Source organism: Streptomyces sp. NPDC029292, assembly GCF_055569295.1.
Window position 1 is genome coordinate 110,275 of record NZ_JBVHXR010000003.1, and the last position, 22,240, is coordinate 132,514.

Below are 22,240 nucleotides of genomic sequence, written 5' to 3' on the forward strand. Positions count from 1 at the left end.
CTACGGTGAGGCGGAAGCGGAGGCCCCGTCCGTCGGGGTCTCCGTCACGCAAGTAAGGGAGAACGGGACGGAGTTGGAGGTCGTGTGGACGGGGCTGCGGACCTCCACGCTGATCTCGTTCTGAAAGGTCCCGCTCGTGTCGTACGTCGTCGCGACGACCGTCTTCTGCTGGGTCCTGCCGCCGCCAGCGGGGAACGAGAGGGTCTTCCAGGCCGGGTCGGTGACATCGCCGTTCTTCGTCACCCAGCGGTACTCGACCTCCGCCGGTACCAGGCCCACCGTGAACGTCGCCGTGAACGAGGGCGCCTGGGCGCCGGGCGGCGGACAGGCGCCTGAGTAGTCGGTGCGCTGCCCCGTGACCGTCACGCTCACGGACTGGGCGGGCGGGGTGGTGGTCGTATGGCCGCCGCCGGGTGTGCCGGTGGACGGATTTCCGCCGATCGCGCCGCTGTTGTTGCTGCTGCTTTCGGAGCCACCGCCGTTCGAACTCCCGCCGCCTGAACTGCTGTTGGGCCCACTGCTGCTGGCGCTCCCTTGGCCCTTGTCTCCGCTGTCGCGGTTCAGCAGGGCGTAGGTCAGTCCGCCGAGGGCGAGGGCGAGCGCGACCAGGCCCGCGATCAGGACGACGGCGGCGCGGCGATTGCGGGCGGGCTCCGTCGAAGTGGCGGTCGTGACCGGAGTCCGGGCTGGGGGGACAGGCGGTCCCGGTGGTCCCGGCGGAGGCTGGCCGAACGCGGCGAGCGTCTCCGCATCGGGGGTCGGGGGCAGCGGCCCCGGCGTCGAGGTGGGGAGGGTGCCGCCCGCGGCGACGAGCCGCAGATCGCGCTCCGCCTGCTCGGCGCTCATCCGCTCGGCCGGATCCTTGACCAGCAGCCCCTCGATGACGGGAGTGAGCGGGCCCGCATGGTGCGGCAGCCGCAACGGCTCGTCGACGATGGCCCGCAGTGTGCTCAGCGGAGTGTTCTGACGGAACGGCGAGTTGCCCTCGACCGCCGCGTACAGGAGCACCCCGAGCGACCACAGGTCCGATTCGGGGCCGGGTGTGCGGCCCAACGCCCGCTCCGGGGCGAGGAATTCGGGCGAGCCGATGACCTCGCCGGTCATGGTCAGCGCGGAACTGCCCTCGACCATCGCGATGCCGAAGTCCGTGAGAACGATCCGTCCGTCGTTCGCCATCAGGACGTTGCCCGGCTTCACATCGCGGTGCAGGACCCCCGCCTCGTGTGCGGCCCGCAGCGCGGCGAGCACCTCGACGCCGATGTGCGCGGCGCGCTGCGGCGGGAGCGGGCCCTCGGCGTCCAGGAGATCGGAGAGGGCGAGGCCACGGATCAGCTCCATCACGATCCAGGGGCGGCCGTCCTCGGCGGCCACGTCGTACACCGTCACCACATTGCGGTTCGAGATACGGGCGGCCGCCCAGGCCTCGCGCTCCAGGCGGGCGTACATCCGCTCGACCTCCTGCACCAGGAGCCCGGCGGGTGCGCGCACCTCCTTCACGGCGACCTCGCGCTGCAGCACTTCGTCGCGGGCGCGCCACACCGTCCCCATGCCGCCCTCGCCCAAGGGCGACAGAAGGCGGTAGCGCCCCGCGATCACACGTTCACTGCCCGGATCTTCGGACACGTGCGTCCCCCATTCGCATCCGCGCGTTTTCTCCACAAAAGTAGCTCAGCCGAGTGCGGATGCCGCCCCCCTGAACACCAATCCCGCCCCAAGGGCTACGACGACGAACGCGGATCCCAGGGGTACGGTCCGGCGCACGAGGGCCGCGGTTCGTCCCCCGGCCCACCGTGGGCGCCTGGCCAGGGCCCGGGTCATCCCGCCGCCCAGCTTGACGACGGCGAACCCCGCCGCCGTGAGCGTCAGGGCGAGCCCGGCGCCGTACGCGAGGACGAGGAGAAATCCGAACCACGCCTGTCCCAGCGCCGCGGCGCCCACCAGGACGACCACGGCGGAGGGACTCGGCACGAGTCCTCCGGCGAAGCCGAGCAGGATCGTGCCGCGGAGGGTGGGGGCGGTGGAGTGGGTGTGGGTGAAGCCGCCGTGGGTGTGCTCGACGGTGGGGGAGTGGGGGGAGTGGGGGTGCCCGTGCCCGTGCCCGTGCCCGTGGTCATGGGGGTGGGGTGTGTGGTGAGCGCTTGTTGATGCGGACGCGGACGCGGACCCGGACGCGTGGGCGTGGGCGTGGGCGAGCACCAGCGGGCGTTCGCGCTGCTCGGCGTGCTGGTGCTGGTGCTGGTGCTGGTGCGGGTGGTCGGCGTGTTCGTGGCTGTGCGCGTGCTCGTGGTCGGTGTGCGTGTGCTCGTGTTCATGTCCGTGGGCATGCTCGTGATCACGGGCACGCCCGTGCTCATGGGCGTGCCCGTGTCCATGTCCCCGGTTCCGCCAGGCCCGTCGCACGAGCGTCGCCCCCGCCATCGTCACCAGGACCCCGCTCGCCACGCCCAGCCAGGCGATCACCGAGGGCGCCGCGGCCGAACCGGCCGTTATCAGCAGGCCGAGGGCGACGACGCCCAGGGTGTGGGTGACCGTCACCGAGGCGGCGAGCGGCAGGACGTCGCGCAGACCGGCCCGGCCGCCGCGGGCCGCGGCCGTCGCGGCCATCAGGGTCTTGCCGTGGCCCGGCGCGAGCGCGTGCATCGCGCCGAGGCCCACCGAGATGAGCAGGGCGAGGGCGGCGAAGCCGAGTGTCAGGTCGTGGCGGGCCACCAGCCCGTCGAGCGCCTGTGTCCAGCGGTCGGCGCCGCGCGGCAGAACCGAGACGGCGGGCGCGGCACGGCCGTCCTCGACGAGCGCGGGACCACCGGCCCGCACCCGCAGGGACGCGGACGCGGTGTCGGCCGGTGACGACAGGAGTTCCTTCGGGTACTGGGTCAGCCGCCGCGACAACGATTCCTTCGGTACGTCCGACGAAGTGAGCGTCATCCGGTCGCCGCGCGCGGTGATCTCGCGCCAGCCGGGCCCACGGTCGGCCCCGGCACTGTGGAAGCCCACCGAGACGGTGTCCCCTTTGGGGAGCGCCGCCCTCAACGCGCACTCCACGCGCAGGGTGTTGAGCCCCGCCTGTCCGGGCCGCACGCGCGCGTGGCTCTCGCCGACGGTGAGCGGGACCTCGCGCCCGCCGACGGTGACCTCGCTGCCCTGCGCCGCCGACTGGCACCGCGCGCGGGCCCAGTTAGTCATCCCGAGCTTCCTGATCTGCGGCTGGGCCTGCGTGGCCGGGATCTCCGCCAGGTCCTCGACGTGGTCGACGCGCAGGTGTCCGGGGGCGGCGACGAGTCCGTCGTACCGGTTGACGGTGAAGTTCCCGAGCGGATGCGCGCTCGCATGCCCCGAGGGGACGAGGACGAGCGCGCAGGCGGCCGTGAGGACGGCCGCGCAGGAGCCGAGCGCGCGGCGCAACGTACGGGTCACTTGGCGGCCTCCAATGCCGTGCGGGCCGCGCGGGCGCCCAGCGGTGAGAAGCCCGGGTTCAGGTCGAGAGCTGACTTCAGCGAGGCGCGGGCCTCCTTCTCGTGACCGGTGGCGCGCTCGATCATGCCGCGGTGGTAGAGGAAGGACGCGTTGCGGTAGCCGGTGGCCGTGGCTTCGCGGGCGTACGGCAGGGCTTCCTTGTCGCGGCCGCTCCTGAGCAGGGCCCAGGCGAGGGCGTCCGCGGTGTGCACGGTGTGGCGGCGGGCCCATTCGGCGCGGGCCGCCTTGAGCGCGGCCTCGCGGTCGCCGTGGTCGGCGGCGGCCAGCGCGGTGTCGAGATCGGCGTTGACGCCGTTGGCGCGGGCCAGCGAGACCCAGGCGTTCACCAGGGAGTACTGGTCGCGGGCCTTCTGGGCATCGCCCGCGTTGCCGCGTGCCTCGTACAACTCACCCAGCTCGACCAGGGGCTGGGGCAGCGGATAGCGCTCCACGACCTGCTCCATACCGCGGATCGCCGCCGCCCGGTCGCCCTGCGCGGCCTGGGCTCGGGCACGTCCTTCGAGCGCGGGCAGATAGGTGTCGTCGGCGCCGAGCGCCCGCGCGTAGTACGTGAGGGCGCTGTCGTACTCGCCCTGATTCCAGGCGAGTTGGCCGAGCGCGGTCGCCACGTACGCGACGTCGCCCCTGCTCGTCGCCGTGCTGAGCGCCTGCCGAAGGACCCGGCGGGCGGTCTTCACATCGCCGCGCAGCTCGTGCACGTAGGCGTACCGCGTGAAGACGGGCACGCCCGGACGGCGCGAGTCGGCCACGTCGGCGGCCTTCGACGCGTCGTCGTAGCGCCCGAGTTCGACCAGCGCGTCGATACGGGAGGAGAGGGCGCGCTCGCTGTACGGGTTCTGCTTCAGCACCCTGTCCGCGTACGTCAGAGCGCCGGTGAAGTCGTGCCGCGCCGCGGCGAGGGCGGCGCGCCCCGCCAGCGCGGATTCATTGCCGGGCCGCAGCTCCAGGGACCGGTCGAGCGCGCGCTGCGCCTGCGGGTACCGGGAGGGATCGCCCTTCGTGCGGGCCTGCTCCACGTACGCGAGGCCGAGCGTCGCCCAGCCGCCGAAGTCCTTCGGCTGAGCGCGGAGATGAGCCTGCAGAGCAGTGATGCTCGCGTCGAGATCCCCGCCGGCGAGCAACTGCGGCGACACACCGGTGGGCGCGGACGCGACGGTCGACGTTCCGCCGTCCCGGGCGGCCCCGAGGACCACGGCTCCCGCGGTGAGGGCCACGGCCAACAAGGCCGCACAACCGGCTAGTTGGGCTGCCCGCCAGCGACGCTGGGACGCGGAGAGCCGCCGGACGGCGGCTGCGCGCTCGTCGTCGGCCACGTCCGTGGCCCCCACTGGGCTCGCCTGGGGAGGAGTGGTCTCCTCGGCGTCTGTCGGCGCGCTCTCGTTCTTACGCGGGGACATGCCCTCTCCTCAAAGTCCTTGAAAGGAACGGTCGTTGTGGGGGTGGGGCGGCGCGGCCCGCGCAGTGGGGGATGAGTACGTGCGGGCCGCGCCAGTCGGTGAGCCGGGTCAGTAGGCCCGGTTCTGCATCCGCCGGCGCCACCACAGCAGGCCGGTGGCGATCAGCAGGAACCCGGCCGCGCCCGCCGCAGCGGAGGCCGCTATCAGCGTCGTGTCGGTGCCGCTGCCGGAGGACCCCGCGGGCTTCAGTGCGTCACCCAGTTGGTTGCGCACGTCGCTCCCACTGGTCGTGCCCTTCGCCAGCGGTCCCCGCGAACCCGAGGTCGGCTCGGCCACGTACGGGAAGGAGTGCTCGAACTTCTTGTCGTTCTTGTCGACCGCGTCGCCCAAGTCGTTCTTGGAGCCGACCAGTTCACCCTCGACCACCTGGAGCGAGGCGTCGATCACGTCGTCGGTGAGCCGACGCCCGTTCGGGAAGCCCGCGTTGTCGCCGTCGAGCACACCGAGCCGCTTGGGATGCGCGGTGGGCTTGATGGAGGTGTTGAGCCGCAGCTCCTCCGCCGGGCGGACGTTGGGCGGCTGGTTGAGGCCCTTCACGCCCTTCAGGAACACGTCGACCAGGTCGTTCCTGGGCTCCGCGGGCGCCTTGATCTTGTAGATCGCCTCGATGAGCTTGGGCAGTTCGGGGTTGGTCACGTTCTTCAGGAACTGGGCGTCGTTCCACGGCGCGGACGCGTTGAACTTGTCCTTGTCCTTCTGCGGGTTGACGACCTCGTTGACCAGCGGACTGCCGAGCCGGGAGACCTGCGTCCAGTCACCGTGCGCGTCCTTGCGCTGCGTGGTGGACCAGATGCCGACGATCGGCTGTCCGGCCGATTCGCGGATCATGTCGTTCGGCACCTGTAGGGCTATGGAGTTGACGTTGTAGCCCTTGAGCGTGTCCCGCCCGACCTCGGACAGGTTGCCGCCGTACAGCAGGTCGAAGACGCGCAGATCCAGGAAGAACGGGTCGTCCGCCTGACCGGCGAACGTCGTGGAGTTGCCCGCGAGCTTGTACACGGCCTGGTTGCGCAGCTTGGTGTAGTCCGGCATCGACGCGTTGCCGACGTTCGACGGCGCCACGGGGATGTCGTCCGCGACCTTGGTCTTCGAGACGAGCTGCTGGTTGTGCAGCCGCAGCAGATCGATGTCGTACGTCTGCGTGATGTTCAGGTCGGGGTCGTCGAGGCTGGTGACCGGACCCGTGTTGTAGAGGAAGGTGTTGCCGTTCTTGCGGTGCGTCTTGAAGGTGTAGCGGTAGACCAACTCGCCCTGCGCGTCACCGTTGTTGTCGATGTGAATGTCGTACTGGGCGTCGTCGGCGAACGTGTAGAAGTTCGGTCCTCCGGCGGGATCCTCGAAGGGGATCCAGTTCGCCACGATGGTTGTCGTATCGGGCTTGTCGGGGCTCACGAACGCGTACACGTCCGTGTTGTCGTACTGGGGCTGCCCCGAGATCAGCGGGGCTTCCCGGTGGCTGGAGGCGGAGGCCGCCCCCGGTTCCAGCGCGGTCACGCCGGCGGCTGCGAGCCCCCCGGCGGCCAGCGCACCACAGATGAGGCTCGCGAGACTCCTGCGTCCCACGCCGCTCCTGGAGATAGGTGTCATGCCGTCCGTCCTCACGTCCCAATTGCCTGACGCACGCCATTCGGAGCGGTCGCCGGGGTGGATTGGTCGAATCCCACACGTCTTTACGGCGGCTTGGCCGGCTTGTTTCATCGACGAGCCCGTTTGTTCGGCGACGGACCCGCGTTTTCGGTTCGCTGATCCGTAACCCCATCCGTAGCCACACTCGCTGCGAACACGTAAGTGAAGGGACGGGCCGTACGCGGCCGAAGAGAGGGGGACGGGTGGAGGCGGACGAACTTCTGGTGCTCGTGGCCGGAGGCGACCAGAAGGCATTCGAGAAGCTGTACGGACTGGTGTCCGGGCCGGTGTTCGGACTGGTGCGGCGCGTGGTCCGGGACCCCGCGCAGTCGGAGGAGGTGGCCCAGGAGGTGCTGCTCGAACTCTGGCGCTCGGCCGCGCGGTTCGACCCCGGCCGCGGCAGCGCCCTGTCGTGGATCCTCACCCTCGCGCACCGCCGCGCCGTCGACCGAGTCCGCAGCGCCCGCGCGGCCACCGAGCGCGAGCAGCGCGAGGGGCGGCGCGCGCACCATCCCGCCTTCGACCAGGTCGCCGAGGAGGTGGAGGCCGGACTCGAACGCGAGTGGGTCCGTCGCTGCCTCGATCGACTCACCGCCCTCCAGCGACAGTCCGTCACCCTCGCCTACTACGACGGCTACACGTACCGTGAAGTCGCCGAACGGCTCTCCCTGCCGCTCGGCACCGTCAAGACCCGTATGCGCGACGGACTCACCCGCCTGCGCGAATGCCTGGGAGGTGCCGCATGAGCCTCCTCGACCGCATGACGCGCCGTGAACTCCACTCCCTCGCCGCGCCCTACGCGCTGGACGCCCTGGAACCCGACGAGCGCCGGCGCTTCGAGCGCCACCTGCGCGGTTGTACGCGCTGCTCGGCCGAAGTGCGGGCGCTGACCGAGGACGCGGTACGCCTCGCCTGGTCCACCGCAGCGCCGGCGCCGGCCGCCTTGCGCGACCGGGTCCTGACCGCCGTACGCACCACCCCGCAGGATCCCTCGCCCCTGGAGGCGTCACGCGTGCGTGTCTCCGCTCAGCCGGCACGCGCGCGTGCACCCCGTTTCCGGCCGCTGCTGGCCCCGCTCGCCACCACCACGGCCGCCGCGGCCCTCGTCGTGGCCTCGCTCTTCGCCGTGCAGGCGACACAGACCCAGGACAGGCTCGACCAGGAGCGCGCCCAGGCACGTGAGATCGCCCACGTTCTCGCGGCACCCGACGCGCGCGCGACCAGTGAGCGGGACGCGCAGGGGCGCGGAATCGGAGTGGTGGCCTCCGCATCGGAGCGGCGCGCCGTCGTGACGGTGAGCGGACTCGGCACTCCCTCCGGGGGGCGCGTGCATCAGCTGTGGCTCATGCGCCCCAACGAGAATCCGCGCTCGCTCGGGCTCTTCGACGGCGACACGCCCTTGGTCGCCGGTGGTCTGAATATGAACGCCACGTCACTCGCTGTGACCGTCGAACCTCACGGTGGCTCAGTACAGCCCACCACTACACCAGTTGTCCAACTCGCCCTGGAATCGGTTGGATTCGGAGAGTAATCGTCAACACCCTTACGGGGAAGGTGAATCCTGCGCCCGCGATACACGAGTGCCACGAGGGAGCGATAGGGTTAGCCTGCCCGGGCCGGGTGGACTCGTACGGGTGGGGAGTGACATGGAACAGATAACAGTGCGCAGCAGGGCACGTGTCCCTGCGATCACCTGCGGGAGCAGTGCGACCAGTTCGCGCCTCGACCGCCATCTCGCGGTGCTGGGCGGCCCTGCCATCCCGCAGCGTGAGACGGCTGAGGCGACGTCACTGATGCGTGAGCTCACCGCGCGTGACACCGCGCACGACAGCAGCGGCAGGGGCGCGCGAGTGAGGCGAGTCTCGCTCTTCGCACCGTTGAAGCGGCTGCGCCGTTCGCTGTTCGGCGGCCGCTGAACGGCAATCGGCACCGGCGTTTCCGACCCGTGCTCCGGCGATCCCACCGACCTGGCGCAGCGCTGCACTTCCGCGTCCGTCATCCCCACGGCAGGCAGCGGCGCCAGGTGGGCCGAGCCGGGGCGCGGGTGGTCGCGCTCAGTGAGCCACCCCGTCCCGCCGCAGCTCCGCGACGTCCGCGTCCGTCATCCCGAGCGTCCGCAACACCGCCCCGGTGTGCTCCCCGAGCCGGGGCACGTCACCCATCCGCGCCTCACCCCCACCCGGCAGGGTGATCGGCGGCAGCAGTGCCCGCAACGGCCCCACCGGTGAGCCCACTTCCCGCCACCGGTCCCTGGCCGCCAGCTGCGGATGCTCCGCCACCTCCCGTACGTCCCTCAGGCGCGCGCACGCGATGCCCGCACCCTCCAGCCGTGCCACGGCCTCGTCGGCACCGAGCGCGGCAAGGGTCTTCGCCACCAGAGCATCGACCCGCTCCCGGTTGTCGACCCGCGCCGCGTTCGTCGCGTACGCCGGATCGTCCACCAACTCCGGCTGCCCCAGCACCTGGTGAGCGAGCCTGCGCCACTCCCGGTCATTCTGCACCGACAGCAGCACCCGACCGCCGTCCGCCGTCGGATAGGCGTCGTACGGCGCGATGACGGCGTGCGCGAGACCCGTGCGCGCCGGGGGAGTTCCTCCGTGCATCGCATAGTGCAGCGGATGCCCCATCCACTCCGCCAGCGCCTCCAGCATCGACACCTCCACCGGGCCCCCGCGCCCGGTCGTGCCACGCCGCACCAGTGCCGCGAGCACCCCGGAGAACGCGTACATGGCCGCCGCGATGTCCGCCGCCGGAATCCCCGCCTTCACCGGCTGCTCCGGCGTCCCCGTCACCGACACGAGCCCCGCCTCGCACTGCACGAGCATGTCGTACGCGCGCTTGCCGGCGTAGGGGCCCGACGCCCCGTACCCCGAGATGTCCACGGCGATCAGCCGCGGATGCGCCGCGCACAGCGTCGCCGCGTCCAGGCCGAGCCGCGCCGCCGCACCCTGCGCGAGGTTCTGCACGAACACGTCCGCGTCCGCGACGAGACGCCGTACGACGTCCAGGCCGCGCGGGTCCTTGAGGTCCAGCGCGACGGATTCCTTGCCCCGGTTGCACCACACGAAGTGCGAGGCGAGGCCATGCGCCGCCGTGTCGTAACCACGGGCGAAGTCGCCGCCGTCGACGCGCTCGACCTTGATGACCCGGGCGCCCAGATCGGCCAGCTGACGGGTCGCGAAGGGCGCCGCGACCGCCTGTTCGACGGCGACGACGGTGATGCCTTCGAGCGGCAGGGGCTGACTGGCCGCAGGGGCCGCGGAATGTGGCTGCATGCGGTGGATCATGTCTGGTGCGTAACACCTTTGTCATGCACGAAGGTTGACGGGGCAATGTTCGGGGGCCAGGGGGCTGATCGTTTACACGATTCACATGGCCGATACACCCAACCTCACCCCTGAGGTGCGCGTGTGTGACCTGCATGACCAGCGTGAACCCGAGTCGACGGCCGCGAACGGCCCGGCGCTGAGCCGACGGCGGATCGACCGATGTCGCCGACATCAGCCGGAACGTGCCGACCGTCTCGATGGGCGCCGCGCTCGCCCCCATCGGCACCAAGCTGCGCACCTGGTCCACCGCGTACGCGCGGCCGCGGCCCCCGGTCGGGCCGCCGTCATCGCCGCCGCCCAGTACCTCGCGGCGACCGCCGTCGACCTGCTCACCCAGCCCGAGCGGCTCAAGGCGATCAAGGACGAGTTCAACGAGCGCACGAAGGACGTCGACTGGAAGACGGCGCTCCCGGACGGCAATGAGCCGCCGATGTACGAGCCCCCGGAGTGGTTCCTGAAGAAGACCGGTCAGAAGTGGCCGCCGAAGAACATCACGTGGCCCCCGAAGCGGGTGGTCTCCCAGGGGAAGCTCTCGTAGCTCTCGTCGCTGGGTCCGAACTCACGGCTCAGACGCAGGAGCTCAGCGCCGAGACGCAGAAGTCCAGCGGCAAGACTCAGGAGCTCGGCGTCCAGATACGGGCGTTGCGCATGCCGCTCACCGTCCTCCGGTCGCGTACCGGCGGATGGCGAGCGGCAGGAACACCGCGATGAGCGCGGCGCACCAGGCCAGCGACCCGGCGACGGGATGCGTCACCGGCCACGCGCCTTCGGCCGGCACGGACGCGTTCCCGAACAGGTCCCGTAGCGCTGTGGCCACCGCGCTGATCGGGTTCCACTCGGCCACCGCGCGCAGCCAGCCCGGCAGATTGCCGGTGGGGATGTAGGCGTTGGACAGCAGTGGCAGGAGGAAGGTCGCGGAGCCCAACTGTCCGGCCGCCTCCTCACTCTGCGAGGCCAGCCCCAGCAGAATGCCGATCCACGTCGTGGCGAACCGGAACAGCAGCAACAGCCCCACGGCGCCCACCGCTTCGGGCGCCGACCCCTCGATCCGCCAGCCCACCGCGAGCCCGACCAGCATCAGCGGCACCAAGCCGGCGGCCGTGACGACCAGATCCGCGGCCGCCTGCCCGAACGGCACGGCGGCCCGGCTCATCGGCAGCGTACGGAAGCGGTCCATCACGCCCCGGTGCGAGTCCTGGGCGGCCTGGAACATCCCGGTCATGATCCCGTTGGCGCCGGTCGCCACCATGAGCCCCGGCACCAGGAAGGCGCGGTACTCCTGCCCGGGTGTCGCGAGGGCGCTGCCGAAGACATAGCCGAAGAACAGCAGCATCGTGACGGGCATGGTCTGGGTGAGGATCAGCAGCCCGGGATTGTGCCGGATCCGCCGCAGATGGCGGCCCAGCATCGCGGTGCCGTCGTACGCCAACGTACTCATGTCACGAGCTCCTTGCGGTCGGTCCGGCCTTCGGCGAAGCCGACGGTGCGGCCTGCGGCGCCGTCTGCGTCGCCGCTTTCGGTGCGGCCTCCGATGAGGCGGAGGAAGACGTCGTCGAGGGTCGGCGGACGCAGGCTCGCGTCGAGCAACGGCACGCTCGCGGCGTCGAGTTCACGGACGAGACGCGGGAGTGTCAGCGTCGAGTCGGTGGTGACGGCGCCCACCGCGCACCGCTCCCGGTCGAACGCGGGCTCGTTGCCGGTGAGTTGGTCCAGTACGGTCGCCGCTGCGGGCATCGCGTCCGCGTGCGCCACGACCACCTCCGCGCGCCGACATGCTCCGGGTCGCGCATCAGACCCGCGCTCTCATGCACCGCCACCCCTGGCTGCCGGGCCTGATGTCCCCGCTCTACGGCTTCAGCCCCAACGCCCTGCGCTATCTGGAGCACTGCCTGGCCTGTCTCGACTCGTTCGACGCCTCGTACGGCACGAAGATCGAGCTGATCGCGATGCTCAACGGCGTCGTGACGACGTACGTCGCGAACGAGCTGGCCACCGTCGAACGCGCCCGCTCCCTGCCCTGGTCCGAGGAGCAGGAGAACGCGGTCCGGATCGCCTATCTCGGCAGCCAGGTGGCGACCGGCGCGTATCCGCGGATGGCGGCGGCCTTCATGGAGGACGCCGGGCCGATCGACCTGGAGGCGGTGTTCCAGCGGGCGCTTCAGCGGCTCCTCGACGGGTTCGAACCCAGGGGCTAGACAGGGGCTAGAGGAGCGCGAACTGGCCTTCGGGACCCTCTTCATGATGGTCGAGGACGGAGGCGGGGCGACGTGCCGCATCAGATACCGGGAGGACGCCCGCCTTGCGCAGCTCGCCCCGTGTGATCGGCGACGCGATCGTCATCTCGGCCTGCTGGGGCCGCAGTTCCGCGAGCAGCGCCAGCACGGTGACGAGTTCCAGCAGCTCGGACGTCCACGCCTGCGGCCAGGTCGCGGGCCGGATCGTCTCCAGGGCGCCCGCCTCGGGCGGCAGTTCCGTCCTGGCCGCGAACCACTGCTCCAGTACGCGCACTCCGCCCACCTCGAAGTCCCAGGCCTCCGGCGGGACCGGGGAGATCCGGCCCTCGCCGAGCTCGAGGGCCTCCTCGTCGCGGTCGTAGCGCAGATCGAGCGGGAGGGCCGGGAGCGGGGCACGGACGTACGGTCGACGGCCCCCGGGGAGCTTGGGCCGCTCACCGTCGCGCCGCATCAGCCACAGCAGCCGGCGGCCCAACTCGACGCCGTGCGCCCACACGTCGGGATCCGCGGTGAGCGGGACCGCGCATCCGTCCCGGCCCGGCCGCGCGACCGCCACCGTCCAGGCGAGCACGTCGACGGGGTCGGGGGAGTGGCCCAGGCGGGTGCCTAGGTGCTCCAACAGGCCCGGCGTCAGGTTCGGTTCGAGGCCGCCGGGGCGCCGGTAGAGGGGGCGGACACGGCCGCCGCGGCCGGCGCTCAGCGGCAGCGCGGAGGCGACCAGCAGCACCGGCCCCGACCCCTGGGGCACCACCGTCTGCTCGACCGCGAAAGACTGCCGCTCGTCGGCCACCCGCCACAACTCGGGGCGGGCCGCGTCGATCAGCCGGTGGTCGGGGATCAGCCACTGCTCGTCGAAGGGCCCGTGCAGGACGCGTACCGGCTGCGGACAGGGACCCGACTCGCGCGCCAGACGGCCCGTCCCGGTGGACTGCCCCGGCAACTGCGCGACCGCCGAGTGCGGCGTGCGCGAGCGCGTCGGTCCGAACAGCGCCTCACGGTCCGGCCCTTCGGCCTTCAGCAGGGCGTCCCACCGTGCCCTGAGGGACGCGGCGTCGGGGGCCGTCGGCCACCCCCGGCCCAGCCTCGGCGGTGCGACGGACCACGGCATGAGGTCCGCGAGCAGCGGAGCGTCGTCGTGCGTCACGCTGGGCATCGTACGACGTGCGTGCTGAGCGCCGGCCTCGTACGGCATGACCACGTGCTCAGTGGGCGTCGAGGGTGACCGTGAACGAGAAACGGTCGCCCCGGTAGTGGATACGGGCCACGTCCAGGGCGCGCCCGTCCTCGCCGTGCACGATGCCCGTGTAGTGCAGGATCGGGCTGAGCAGCGGGACTTGGAGCAGCCGCGCCGTCTCCGGGTCCGCGAGCCGGGCCTCCACGGTGTCCGTGATGCGGCTGATCCGCACGCCCACCACATCCCGCAGCACCTTGGTCATGGGCCAGCGCGTCAGGTCCTCCGGGTCGATCAGCGCCGCCAGTTCGGGGCGGACGTAGTTGCGCGCGTGGTTCGTCGGCTCGCCCGTCTTCTCGTCGCTGCGCAACCGGTGGTACGTCCCTACCTCGGCCAGATCCGGGAAGTACTCGGCGAGTTCGGCGGACACCGGCACCGTGCCGTGGTCGAGCAGCTCGGTCGTCATGCCCGACTGCTGGGCCACGATCGCGTCCACCGAGCCGAGCAGCCGCACGGGCGCACCCCGCTGCGCGCTCGGCTCGATGAACGTGCCACGCCTGCGATGCCGCGTGATGAGCCCCTCGTCCTCCAGCTCCTTGAGCGCCTGCCGCATGGTCAGCACACTCACCCCGTAGTGCCCCGCCAGCTGCTCCTCCGTGGGCAGGCGCAGCGGGTCCCGGGGCGAGCGGCCGAGTATCGAGGCGCGCAGGGACTGCGACACCTGATACCAGAGCGGCAACTTGCGGTTCAGGACGATCGAGTCCGGGGCGAAGGAGGTCACGAGGGTATCCGTACAGGTCGCGGGAGTTCAGTGCAACGGGCGGTGCAGGTCAGTCGACCGGGCGGAAGTGCCGCTGGAGGCCCTGCCACACGTCGTCGTACCCGCGTTGCAGATGCTCCGCCCGCGCCGCCTGCGCCGTGGCCGTCACCGGCCAGCGCGTTTCGAACATGAACGCGAGCCCGTCGTCGATCTTCTGCGGCTTCAGCTCGGCGGCGCTCGCCCGGTCGAAGGTCTCCCGGTCCGGCCCGTGCGCCGACATCATGTTGTGCAGCGAACCGCCGCCCGGAACGAATCCCTCCGCCTTGGCGTCGTACGCGCCCTCGATGAGCCCCATGTACTCGCTCATCACATTCCGGTGGAAGTACGGCGGCCGGAACGTGTCCTCGCCCACCAGCCAGCGCGGCGCGAAGACCACGAAGTCGACGCCCGCGAGGCCCGGAGTGTCCGACGGAGACGTCAGCACCGTGAAGATCGACGGGTCCGGGTGGTCGTAGCTGATGGTGCCGATCACATTGAAACGGCGCAGATCATAGACGTACGGCACATGGTTGCCGTGCCAGGCGACCACATCCAGCGGCGAATGGTCGTACGTCGCCGTCCAGAGGTTGCCGCAGAACTTGTTCACCACCTCGACCGGGCCCTCCACGTCCTCGAACGCGGCGACGGGCGCCAGGAAGTCCCGGACGTTGGCGAGTCCATTGGCGCCGATCGGGCCGAGGTCGGGGAGCCGGAAGGGCGCTCCGTAGTTCTCGCACACATAGCCGCGCGCGGAAGCATCCAGTAGCTCCACACGGAAGCGGACCCCACGAGGAATCAGCGCGACCTGGCTGGGCTCCACATGCAGCAGCCCGAACTCGGTGCGCAGCAGCAGCCCGCCGCGCTCCGGCACGATCAGCAGTTCACCGTCGGCGTCGCTGAACACCCGCTCCATCGAGGAGTTGGCGTGATACAGGTGCACCGCCATGCCGGTGCGCTGGGTCGCGTCGCCGTTGCCGCCGAGCGTCCAGAGCCCCGCGAGGAAGTCCGTTCCCGCGGGGGGCTCGGGCAGCGGGTTCCAGCGGAGGCGGTTGGGGTCGGGCACGGTCTCCGTGAAGGGCGCCGTGCGCAGCGCGCCGTTCTCCGTACGGGTGAAGGAGGGGTGCGCGGCCGACGGGCGGATCCGGTACAGCCAGGAGCGCCGGTTGTGCGCCCTCGGCTCGGTGAACGCCGCACCGCTCAGCTGCTCCGCGTACAGCCCGAGCGGTGCGCGCTGCGGTGAGTTGCGGCCGTGCGGGAGTGCCCCCGGGACCGCCTCCGAGCTGTGTTCGTTGCCGAAACCGGAGAGGTAGGTCAGCCCCTCGGCCGTCTTCCTTGCGTCCCCGCTCATGATCGCTCCCTCGCGCCTGATTCCTATGCATCACCGTAGGATTCAGGTTTTCCGTGCGCAAGAGGCCGACTCCGGGCGCTGGCCGAAATCGTCGCCCGGCGTACTACCCAGGGGTCGCCGCACGGCCGAAGAACCCGACTCCTGGGGGATCCGAACTGTCGGAGCGGTGTTCTACGCTCCCCGGCATGTGGTGGACGCGTGGACTGTTCGCCGCGCTCGCGGTCTGCGCCCTGCTCGGCGGATCGGCGGGCTGCGGCACCAGCGATGCGCACGAGCGGAGGGACGAAGCGTCGGCCTCGCCCGTGGGTAAATTGCTGGACGAGTCGGACGAGGAGGGACGGCTCTACCGTGAGGTGGACAAGAAGGGTGCGCCGGAGATCGCGATCGAGGTCCAGCCCGCCTCCGACGACAGCTGGGCCGTGACACTGACCGTCCGCAACTTCCGCTTCTCGCCCGCCGGTACGCGATCCGTGCCGGTGGCCGGACGGGGCATCGCGCACCTCTACGTGGACGGCCGGACCATCGCCCGGCTCCGCACCACCAAGTACCACCTCGCCGGCGGCCTCGTCACGCGCGGTACCCACCATGTCACCGCGCGCCTGTACGCGGACGACGGCACCGTGTGGGCCGTCCACGGCAAACCCGTCGAGAGCACCGCGGACATCACGGCGTCCCGGGCCGGGTCGACCCGGGCGCCATGACGTCCGCGAAGACGATGAGTGTGACCGGCACCCGGGCCCGTACTGATACCGGAGGTTCACCGGACCCCGGCGGAAAGGCATCATGAAGCCCGTGCCCCAAGCGACCTCGCTGCGCCGAGCTCCCGTGCAACGCCGCAGTGCCGAACGACTGACCAGAATCCTCGACGCCTGCGCCGACCTCCTCGACGAGGTCGGCTACGACGCCCTGAGCACCCGGGCCGTGGCCCAGCGCGCCGGCGTACCCATCGGCTCCGTCTACCGCTTCTTCGGCAACAAGCGCGCGATGGCCGACGCGCTTGCCCAGCGCAACCTGGAGCGCTATGCCGAACGCGTCACCCAGCGCCTCCAGGAGACCGGCGGGGGAGGCTGGCGCGTGGCCATGGACGCCGTACTCGACGAGTACCTCGCCATGAAACGCACCGCGCCCGGCTTCTCCCTCGTCGACTTCGGCAACCAGATCCCGGTCGGCTCCCGCTACACCGAACCCAACACCCGCGTCGCCGACCGCCTCACCGAGCTGCTCTCCGGCTACCTCGACCGAACCCCCGACGAGGATCTCCGCCGCACCTTCCTCATCGCCGTGGAGACCGCCGACACCCTGGTCCACCTGGCCTTCCGGGTCGCCCCGGAGGGAGACGAACGGATCATCGGAGAGACCCGGGAACTGCTGCGGGCTTACCTCGCCAGGGTCCTGGACTGAACCGTCTGGGTGCGGGACTGAACCGTCTGGGTCCTGGGCCGGACCGTCAGGGTCTTGGGTCGGACCGTCAGGGTCCCGGGACGAAGCGTCGGCGAATTTCCGACCTGACCCCCAGCGGGCCCTCCCCTCCATGCATACCGGTCGGTATGCTCGGCCCCAGCCCGTGTGCCACCGCCGTCACCGCCCTCCGGGAGGACCCGTGTCCCGCACCTCCGGCACCACCACCGACTCCCGTACCGCGCTACGCGTCTGCCCCCTCTGTGAGGCCACCTGCGGGCTGACGCTCACCATCGAGGGCACCCGCGTGACCGGCGCCCGGGGCGACCGCGACGACGTGTTCAGCAAGGGGTTCATCTGTCCGAAGGGCGCCTCCTTCGGGGCGGTCGACGGGGACCCCGACCGGCTGCGCACCCCCCTCGTCCGCAAGGACGGCGAGCTGCGGGAGGCGACCTGGGAGGAGGCGTTCGACGCGATCGCCGCGGGGCTGCGGCCGGTCGTCGAGCAGCACGGGCCACACGCCCTCGGCGTCGTCCTCGGAAACCCGAACGTGCACACCATGGCCGGCGCCCTCTACCCGCCCGTCCTGCTCGCCGGGCTGCGCACCCACAGCCTCTTCACCGCCTCCACGGTCGACCAGATGCCCAAGCACGTGTCGAGTGGGCTGCTGTACGGCGACGCCAACGCGATCCCCGTACCGGACCTGGACCACACCGACCACCTGCTGCTCATCGGTGCCAACCCCCTGGAATCCAACGGGAGTCTGTGCACCGCCCCCGACTTCCCGGGCAAGCTCAAAGCGCTGCGGGCGCGCGGCGGCACACTGACCGTCATCGACCCGAGGCGCACACGCACGGCGAAACTCGCCGACCGGCACGTGGCCATCCGCCCCGGCACCGACGCGACCCTGCTCGCGGCGATGACGTACGTCCTCTTCGAGGAGAAACTCGTCGACCTGGGCGACCTCGCCCCGCACGTCCAGGGCCTGGACGAACTCGCCGACACCGTACGGGACTTCACCCCCGAGGCCGCGAGCGAGGCCTGCGACGTGGATGCGGACACCATCCGGGAGCTGGCGCGCGAGCTCGCCGCCGCGCCCACCGCGGCCGTATACGGTCGCATCGGCAGCTGCACCGTCCCGCACGGCACCCTCGCGAGCTGGCTCGTCGACGTCCTCAACATCCTCACCGGCAACCTCGACCACCCCGGCGGCGCCCTCTTCCCGCAGGCCGCGACCGACAAGACGCCCCGTCCCGCCGGGCCCGGACACGGCTTCGCACTGGGGCGCTGGCGCAGCAGGGTGAGCGGCCACCCGGAGGCCAAGGGCGAGCTGCCGCTGTCCGCGCTCGCCGAGGAGATCGACACCGCCACGCAGGAGGGCAGCCCGGTCCGCGCCCTCATCTCGATAGCCGCCAACCCCGTACTCTCCGCGCCCGACGGCGACCGCCTCGACAAGGCCCTCGACTCACTGGACTTCATGATCAGCGTCGACCCCTACCTGAACGAGACCTCGCGCCACGCGCACGTCGTCCTGCCGCCGCCCCCGCCCTCGCAGAGCGCCCACCACGACTTCGCCTTCAACACCCTCGCCGTGCGCAACCAGGTCCGCTACACCCGCCCCGCCGTCCCCCTGGAGCCGGGCCGCATGGCGGAGACCGAGATCCTCGCGCGCCTCGTCCTCGCCGCGACCGGCATGCACGGCGCCGACCCGTCCGCCGTGGACACGATGGTCATCGACTCCACCCTCGGCAAGGCGGCCAAGGACGCGCACGGGCCGGTGCACGGGCGCGACCCCCGCGAGCTCGCCGCCCAGCTCACCGGCGAGAACGGTCCCGAGCGGCGGCTCGACATGATGCTGCGCCTCGGCCCGTACGGCGACGGCTTCGGCGCCCGGCCGGACGGCCTGACCCTGGAGCAGCTGCTCGCACATCCGCACGGAATCGACCTCGGGCCGCTGCGGTCACGCCTTCCGCAGCCCCTGAAGACGCCCAGCGGGAAGATCGAGCTGCTGCCCGGACCGATCGTCGACGATCTCCCACGGCTGCGGGAGGCGCTGCGTGAGCGCCCGACAGGCCTGGTGCTGGTGGGCCGCCGCCATCTGCGGTCCAACAACAGCTGGATGCACAACGTGCCCGCGCTCACCGGCGGCACCAACCGCTGCACCCTGCACATCCACCCCGAGGACGCCGAACGCCTCGGGCTCGGCGACGGGGCGGCCGTACGCGTCAAGGGCGCCGGGGGAGAGGTGACCGCCCCCGCCGAGGTCACGGACGCCGTACGGCGCGGTGTGGTGAGCCTGCCGCACGGCTGGGGACACGGTCGGCCGGGCACCCGGATGAGCCACGCCGCCCTGGACCCGGGCGTCAACGTCAACCAGCTCCTCGACGGCTCGCTGCTCGACCCGCTGTCGGGCACGGCAGTACTCAATGGCGTGCCCGTGGAGCTCGCGCTCGCCGAGACAAGGCTGTGACCTGGAGTTTTGCGCTTATTGCTCGCGTGTCAACATCTTGTTAACGCGTTCGAGTGCGACCTAACGTCATCGCACCACCGGCCCTGGTGGGAGTTCAAGGGCGAACGTTAGGCAATCCACTCATGCTGACCATCCTCGGCTTCACCATGATCGCGACCTTCCTGGTCCTGATCATGCTGAAGAAGATGTCGCCGATCGCGGCGCTCGTGCTGATTCCGGCACTCTTCTGTGTCTTCGTCGGAAAGGGCGCCAAGCTCGGTGACTACGTCATCGACGGCGTCACCAGCCTCGCCCCCACGGCGGCGATGCTCATGTTCGCGATCGTCTACTTCGGTGTGATGATCGACGTCGGTCTCTTCGACCCGATCGTCCGGGGGATCCTCAAGTTCTGCAAAGCCGATCCGCTGCGGATCGTGGTCGGCACGGCGCTTCTCGCCGCGATCGTCTCCCTCGACGGCGACGGCTCGACCACCTTCATGATCACGGTCTCGGCGATGTACCCGCTGTACAAGCGCCTGAAGATGAGCCTGGTCGTGATGACCGGCGTCGCCGCGATGGCCAACGGCGTGATGAACACGCTGCCCTGGGGCGGCCCGACCGCCCGCGCCGCGACCGCGCTGAAGCTGGACGCCAGCGACATCTTCGTGCCGATGATCCCGGCCCTCGCCGTCGGTCTGCTCGGCGTCTTCGCCCTCTCGTACGTCCTCGGGCGGCGCGAGCGCAAGCGGCTCGGTGTGCTGACGCTGGACGAGGTGCTGGAGCCGCAGGAGGCCGAGACGGTTCTGGTCGGCGCGGGCGGCTCCGGGTCCGGCTCCGGCTCCGGCTCCGGTGACAAGAAGGCCGTGGCCACCGGTGGTTCGGGCGCCGGTGCGGACGCGGATGCCGAGGTGCCCGACGAGGACGACGGCTTCCAGGGCCTCGACCCCAACCGCGCCACCCTGCGCCCCAAGCTCTACTGGTTCAACGCGCTCCTCACGGTCACGCTCCTCACGGCCATGATCATGGAGTGGCTGCCGATCCCGGTGCTGTTCCTGCTCGGAGCCGCGCTCGCGCTCACCGTCAACTTCCCGCACATGCCCGACCAGAAGGCCCGCCTCGGAGCCCACGCCGAGAACGTCCTCAACGTCTCCGGCATGGTCTTCGCCGCCGCCGTCTTCACCGGCGTCCTCCAGGGCACCGGCATGGTCGACCACATGGCCGAGTGGCTGGTCTCCAACATCCCCGACGGCATGGGCCCCCACATGGCCTTCGTCACCGGCATCCTGAGCATCCCGCTCACGTACTTCATGTCGAACGACGGCTTCTACTTCGGCATTCTCCCGGTCCTCGCCGAGGCGGGCCACGCGCACGGCGTCTCGTCCCTGGAGATCGCCCGCGCCTCGCTCGTCGGCCAGCCGCTGCACATGTCGAGCCCGCTCGTCCCGGCCGTATACGTCCTGGTGGGCATGGCCAAGGTCGAGTTCGGAGACCACACGCGGTTCGTGGTGAAGTGGGCGGCGCTCACTTCGATGGTGGTGCTCGGGGCCGGAATCCTGTTCGGCATCATCTGACAGTTGACAACATTTGGATGACAGGTAACAGATGACGGATAACAGATTTCATCATCCGTCATCTGTTACCTGTCATCCGTCATCCGTCGTCTGTTACCAGTTGTCTGTTATCCGTCCTCGAGTGGAGGTCCCCCCGTGGTCCCCGGTGAGAACCGCGGCTGGCTGTTTCGCCTCGTCATAGCCTTCAGCTTCGCGCAGGCGGCGGTGTCGATGGCCCGGCCCGCAGTCTCCTACCGGGCCCTCGCCCTGGGCGCGGACGAGCGCGCGATCGGCGTGATCGCGGGCGTCTACGCCCTGCTCCCCCTTTTCGCCGCCGTACCGTTGGGCCGCCGCACCGACCACGGACGCTGCGCCCCGCTGCTGCCGGTCGGCGTCGTCCTCATCGCCGGAGGCTGTGCGCTCAGCGGTACGGCGAACTCGCTCACGGCGATGGCGGCGTGGAGTGGCGTGATGGGCCTCGGCCACCTCTGCTTCGTCATCGGTGCCCAGTCGATCGTCGCCCGCCAGTCCGCTCCGCACGAACAGGACCGCAACTTCGGCCACTTCACGATCGGCGCGTCCCTGGGCCAGCTGGTCGGGCCGATCGCCGCGGGCGCCCTGATCGGCGGCCCCGACATGGCGGGCACCAGCGCGCTGGCGTTGCTGGTCGCGGGCGCGGTCGCAGCGGTCTCGTTCACCTCGCTGTGGCGCATTGAACGCCGTACGACGGCCAAGTCCCGTACGCCGCAAGGCGACCGGGTCCCCGTGCACCGGATCCTGTGGACCCGGGGTGTGCCCGCGGGCATCTTCATCAGTCTCGCCGTGCTGTCCGCGACGGACATCCTCACCGCATATCTGCCGGTGGTCGGCGAGCACCGGGGCATCGCGCCCTCCATGATCGGCGTGCTGCTGAGCCTGCGTGCGGCGGCCACCATCGCCTGCCGTCTGGTGATGACGCCGATGCTGCGGCTGCTGGGCCGCGCCGCCCTGCTCACCGTGACCTGTCTGGTGGCGGGTGTGCTGTGCGCGGGCATCGCGCTGCCGGTGCCGGTGTGGGCGATCGGCGTGATGCTCACGGTCCTCGGCTTCTGTCTCGGCGTCGGTCAGCCGCTGTCGATGACGACGGTTGTCCAGGCCGCTCCGGACGACGCCCGTTCCACGGCGCTCGCCCTGCGGCTGACCGGCAACCGGCTCGGTCAGGTCGCCGCGCCCGCCACGGCGGGTCTGGTCGCCGGAGTGGCGGGCGTGGCCGCGCCGTTCGTGATGCTCGGGGCGCTGTTGCTGCTGTCGTCGGGGATCGCGTTGCGCTCGCCGGCGAAGCCTGCCCGAGGTTCCGGTGAGTCGCTGCGGCAGCCCCGGGCGCCTTTGCGCCGGAAGAGCGATATCTGACGGGGCGTAGGGCGCT

At 71.0% G+C, this 22,240-nt stretch carries 18 protein-coding genes and 2 pseudogenes; 10 read left to right on the top strand and 10 right to left on the bottom strand.

Annotated elements, in window-relative coordinates:
- The 4 genes from ACZ4WS_RS08730 to ACZ4WS_RS08745 all read right to left on the bottom strand — a co-directional run bounded on the left by ACZ4WS_RS08730 (position 1) and on the right by ACZ4WS_RS08745 (position 6,518).
- A complete protein-coding gene (locus ACZ4WS_RS08730; RefSeq protein WP_467978510.1) occupies positions 1 to 1,623 on the bottom strand; it encodes a serine/threonine-protein kinase in 1,623 nt (540 codons plus the stop codon).
- Between the two features lie 45 nt (positions 1,624 to 1,668).
- Positions 1,669 to 3,414 (bottom strand): nickel transporter, encoded by a 1,746-nt coding sequence (locus ACZ4WS_RS08735; RefSeq protein ID WP_467978512.1) that lies wholly within the window; start codon positions 3,412 to 3,414, stop codon positions 1,669 to 1,671.
- Positions 3,411 to 4,871, bottom strand: coding sequence for a tetratricopeptide repeat protein (locus ACZ4WS_RS08740; RefSeq protein ID WP_467978513.1), 1,461 nt, complete (start codon positions 4,869 to 4,871; stop codon positions 3,411 to 3,413). Before ACZ4WS_RS08740 ends, ACZ4WS_RS08735 begins: the two co-directional genes overlap by 4 nt.
- Before the next feature lie 108 nt (positions 4,872 to 4,979).
- Complete coding sequence (locus tag ACZ4WS_RS08745; protein ID WP_467978515.1) at positions 4,980 to 6,518, bottom strand: DUF4331 domain-containing protein; 1,539 nt, start codon at positions 6,516 to 6,518, stop codon at positions 4,980 to 4,982.
- A gap of 242 nt (positions 6,519 to 6,760) precedes the next feature.
- On the opposite strand from ACZ4WS_RS08745, the gene ACZ4WS_RS08750 reads away from it, so the two are divergent.
- From ACZ4WS_RS08750 to ACZ4WS_RS08760, 3 genes are all read left to right on the top strand, one after another.
- Complete coding sequence (locus tag ACZ4WS_RS08750; RefSeq protein WP_467978517.1) at positions 6,761 to 7,303, top strand: sigma-70 family RNA polymerase sigma factor; 543 nt, start codon at positions 6,761 to 6,763, stop codon at positions 7,301 to 7,303.
- Positions 7,300 to 8,088 (top strand): anti-sigma factor, encoded by a 789-nt coding sequence (locus ACZ4WS_RS08755; RefSeq protein ID WP_467978518.1) that lies wholly within the window; start codon positions 7,300 to 7,302, stop codon positions 8,086 to 8,088. Before ACZ4WS_RS08750 ends, ACZ4WS_RS08755 begins: the two co-directional genes overlap by 4 nt.
- A gap of 115 nt (positions 8,089 to 8,203) precedes the next feature.
- Positions 8,204 to 8,473 (top strand): hypothetical protein, encoded by a 270-nt coding sequence (locus ACZ4WS_RS08760; RefSeq protein ID WP_362032658.1) that lies wholly within the window; start codon positions 8,204 to 8,206, stop codon positions 8,471 to 8,473.
- A gap of 138 nt (positions 8,474 to 8,611) precedes the next feature.
- On the opposite strand, the gene ACZ4WS_RS08765 is transcribed toward ACZ4WS_RS08760, so the two are convergent.
- A complete protein-coding gene (locus tag ACZ4WS_RS08765) occupies positions 8,612 to 9,844 on the bottom strand; it encodes a CaiB/BaiF CoA transferase family protein (protein ID WP_467978519.1) in 1,233 nt (410 codons plus the stop codon).
- Between the two features lie 85 nt (positions 9,845 to 9,929).
- Between ACZ4WS_RS08765 and ACZ4WS_RS08770 the strand changes: the two genes are divergently transcribed.
- Positions 9,930 to 10,424, top strand: coding sequence for a hypothetical protein (locus tag ACZ4WS_RS08770; RefSeq protein ID WP_467978520.1), 495 nt, complete (start codon positions 9,930 to 9,932; stop codon positions 10,422 to 10,424).
- A gap of 117 nt (positions 10,425 to 10,541) precedes the next feature.
- On the opposite strand, the gene ACZ4WS_RS08775 is transcribed toward ACZ4WS_RS08770, so the two are convergent.
- Complete coding sequence (locus ACZ4WS_RS08775) at positions 10,542 to 11,324, bottom strand: ABC transporter permease (RefSeq protein ID WP_467978522.1); 783 nt, start codon at positions 11,322 to 11,324, stop codon at positions 10,542 to 10,544.
- Positions 11,321 to 11,650: pseudogene (locus ACZ4WS_RS08780) on the bottom strand (daunorubicin/doxorubicin resistance ABC transporter ATP-binding protein DrrA); the annotation flags it as partial. The gene ACZ4WS_RS08775 and the pseudogene ACZ4WS_RS08780, both read right to left, overlap by 4 nt.
- Here ACZ4WS_RS08780 and ACZ4WS_RS08785 point away from each other — a divergent pair.
- A pseudogene (locus tag ACZ4WS_RS08785) lies at positions 11,650 to 12,081 on the top strand (TetR/AcrR family transcriptional regulator C-terminal domain-containing protein); the annotation flags it as partial. The pseudogenes ACZ4WS_RS08780 and ACZ4WS_RS08785 overlap by 1 nt on opposite strands.
- Before the next feature lie 7 nt (positions 12,082 to 12,088).
- Here ACZ4WS_RS08785 and ACZ4WS_RS08790 read toward each other — a convergent pair.
- From ACZ4WS_RS08790 to hmgA, 3 genes are read right to left on the bottom strand one after another with little or no spacing between them, the layout of a single operon-like run.
- Positions 12,089 to 13,273: a type ISP restriction/modification enzyme gene (locus tag ACZ4WS_RS08790; RefSeq protein ID WP_467978524.1), complete on the bottom strand. Its 1,185-nt coding sequence runs from the start codon at positions 13,271 to 13,273 to the stop codon at positions 12,089 to 12,091.
- A gap of 49 nt (positions 13,274 to 13,322) precedes the next feature.
- The gene (locus ACZ4WS_RS08795) at positions 13,323 to 14,072 is read right to left on the bottom strand and encodes a GntR family transcriptional regulator (RefSeq protein WP_467978526.1); all 750 of its coding nucleotides are present in this window, start codon (positions 14,070 to 14,072) and stop codon (positions 13,323 to 13,325) included.
- A 49-nt stretch (positions 14,073 to 14,121) separates the two neighbouring features.
- Positions 14,122 to 15,438 carry a homogentisate 1,2-dioxygenase gene (gene hmgA / locus ACZ4WS_RS08800; protein ID WP_467978527.1) on the bottom strand — a complete coding sequence of 439 codons (1,317 nt, stop codon included), beginning with the start codon at positions 15,436 to 15,438 and terminating at the stop codon, positions 14,122 to 14,124.
- A 185-nt stretch (positions 15,439 to 15,623) separates the two neighbouring features.
- Here hmgA and ACZ4WS_RS08805 point away from each other — a divergent pair, with 185 nt between their 5' ends.
- The 5 genes from ACZ4WS_RS08805 to ACZ4WS_RS08825 all read left to right on the top strand — a co-directional run bounded on the left by ACZ4WS_RS08805 (position 15,624) and on the right by ACZ4WS_RS08825 (position 22,224).
- Positions 15,624 to 16,139 carry a hypothetical protein gene (locus ACZ4WS_RS08805; protein ID WP_467978528.1) on the top strand — a complete coding sequence of 172 codons (516 nt, stop codon included), beginning with the start codon at positions 15,624 to 15,626 and terminating at the stop codon, positions 16,137 to 16,139.
- An 82-nt stretch (positions 16,140 to 16,221) separates the two neighbouring features.
- A complete protein-coding gene (locus ACZ4WS_RS08810) occupies positions 16,222 to 16,839 on the top strand; it encodes a TetR/AcrR family transcriptional regulator (protein WP_467978530.1) in 618 nt (205 codons plus the stop codon).
- A 130-nt stretch (positions 16,840 to 16,969) separates the two neighbouring features.
- Positions 16,970 to 19,306: a molybdopterin oxidoreductase family protein gene (locus tag ACZ4WS_RS08815; RefSeq protein ID WP_467978532.1), complete on the top strand. Its 2,337-nt coding sequence runs from the start codon at positions 16,970 to 16,972 to the stop codon at positions 19,304 to 19,306.
- A gap of 122 nt (positions 19,307 to 19,428) precedes the next feature.
- On the top strand, positions 19,429 to 20,856 hold the full coding sequence (locus tag ACZ4WS_RS08820) for a CitMHS family transporter (RefSeq protein ID WP_467978534.1): 1,428 nt from the start codon (positions 19,429 to 19,431) through the stop codon (positions 20,854 to 20,856).
- 135 nt (positions 20,857 to 20,991) lie between these two features.
- On the top strand, positions 20,992 to 22,224 hold the full coding sequence (locus tag ACZ4WS_RS08825; RefSeq protein WP_467978535.1) for an MFS transporter: 1,233 nt from the start codon (positions 20,992 to 20,994) through the stop codon (positions 22,222 to 22,224).
- The last annotated feature ends 16 nt before the right edge of the window (positions 22,225 to 22,240 follow it).

What these genes read in the sequence shown, in the direction of transcription:
- ACZ4WS_RS08820 (WP_467978534.1), top strand. Translation starts at nt 19,429, where the DNA reads ATGCTGACCATCCTCGGCTTCACCATGATCGCGACCTTCCTGGTCCTG.
- ACZ4WS_RS08790 (WP_467978524.1), bottom strand. Translation starts at nt 13,273, where the DNA reads ATGCCCAGCGTGACGCACGACGACGCTCCGCTGCTCGCGGACCTCATG.
- ACZ4WS_RS08805 (WP_467978528.1), top strand. Translation starts at nt 15,624, where the DNA reads ATGTGGTGGACGCGTGGACTGTTCGCCGCGCTCGCGGTCTGCGCCCTG.
- ACZ4WS_RS08755 (WP_467978518.1), top strand. Translation starts at nt 7,300, where the DNA reads ATGAGCCTCCTCGACCGCATGACGCGCCGTGAACTCCACTCCCTCGCC.
- ACZ4WS_RS08760 (WP_362032658.1), top strand. Translation starts at nt 8,204, where the DNA reads ATGGAACAGATAACAGTGCGCAGCAGGGCACGTGTCCCTGCGATCACC.
- ACZ4WS_RS08810 (WP_467978530.1), top strand. Translation starts at nt 16,222, where the DNA reads ATGAAGCCCGTGCCCCAAGCGACCTCGCTGCGCCGAGCTCCCGTGCAA.
- ACZ4WS_RS08745 (WP_467978515.1), bottom strand. Translation starts at nt 6,518, where the DNA reads ATGACACCTATCTCCAGGAGCGGCGTGGGACGCAGGAGTCTCGCGAGC.
- ACZ4WS_RS08770 (WP_467978520.1), top strand. Translation starts at nt 9,930, where the DNA reads ATGGCCGATACACCCAACCTCACCCCTGAGGTGCGCGTGTGTGACCTG.
- ACZ4WS_RS08740 (WP_467978513.1), bottom strand. Translation starts at nt 4,871, where the DNA reads ATGTCCCCGCGTAAGAACGAGAGCGCGCCGACAGACGCCGAGGAGACC.
- ACZ4WS_RS08765 (WP_467978519.1), bottom strand. Translation starts at nt 9,844, where the DNA reads ATGATCCACCGCATGCAGCCACATTCCGCGGCCCCTGCGGCCAGTCAG.
- hmgA (WP_467978527.1), bottom strand. Translation starts at nt 15,438, where the DNA reads ATGAGCGGGGACGCAAGGAAGACGGCCGAGGGGCTGACCTACCTCTCC.
- ACZ4WS_RS08815 (WP_467978532.1), top strand. Translation starts at nt 16,970, where the DNA reads ATGCATACCGGTCGGTATGCTCGGCCCCAGCCCGTGTGCCACCGCCGT.
- ACZ4WS_RS08775 (WP_467978522.1), bottom strand. Translation starts at nt 11,324, where the DNA reads ATGAGTACGTTGGCGTACGACGGCACCGCGATGCTGGGCCGCCATCTG.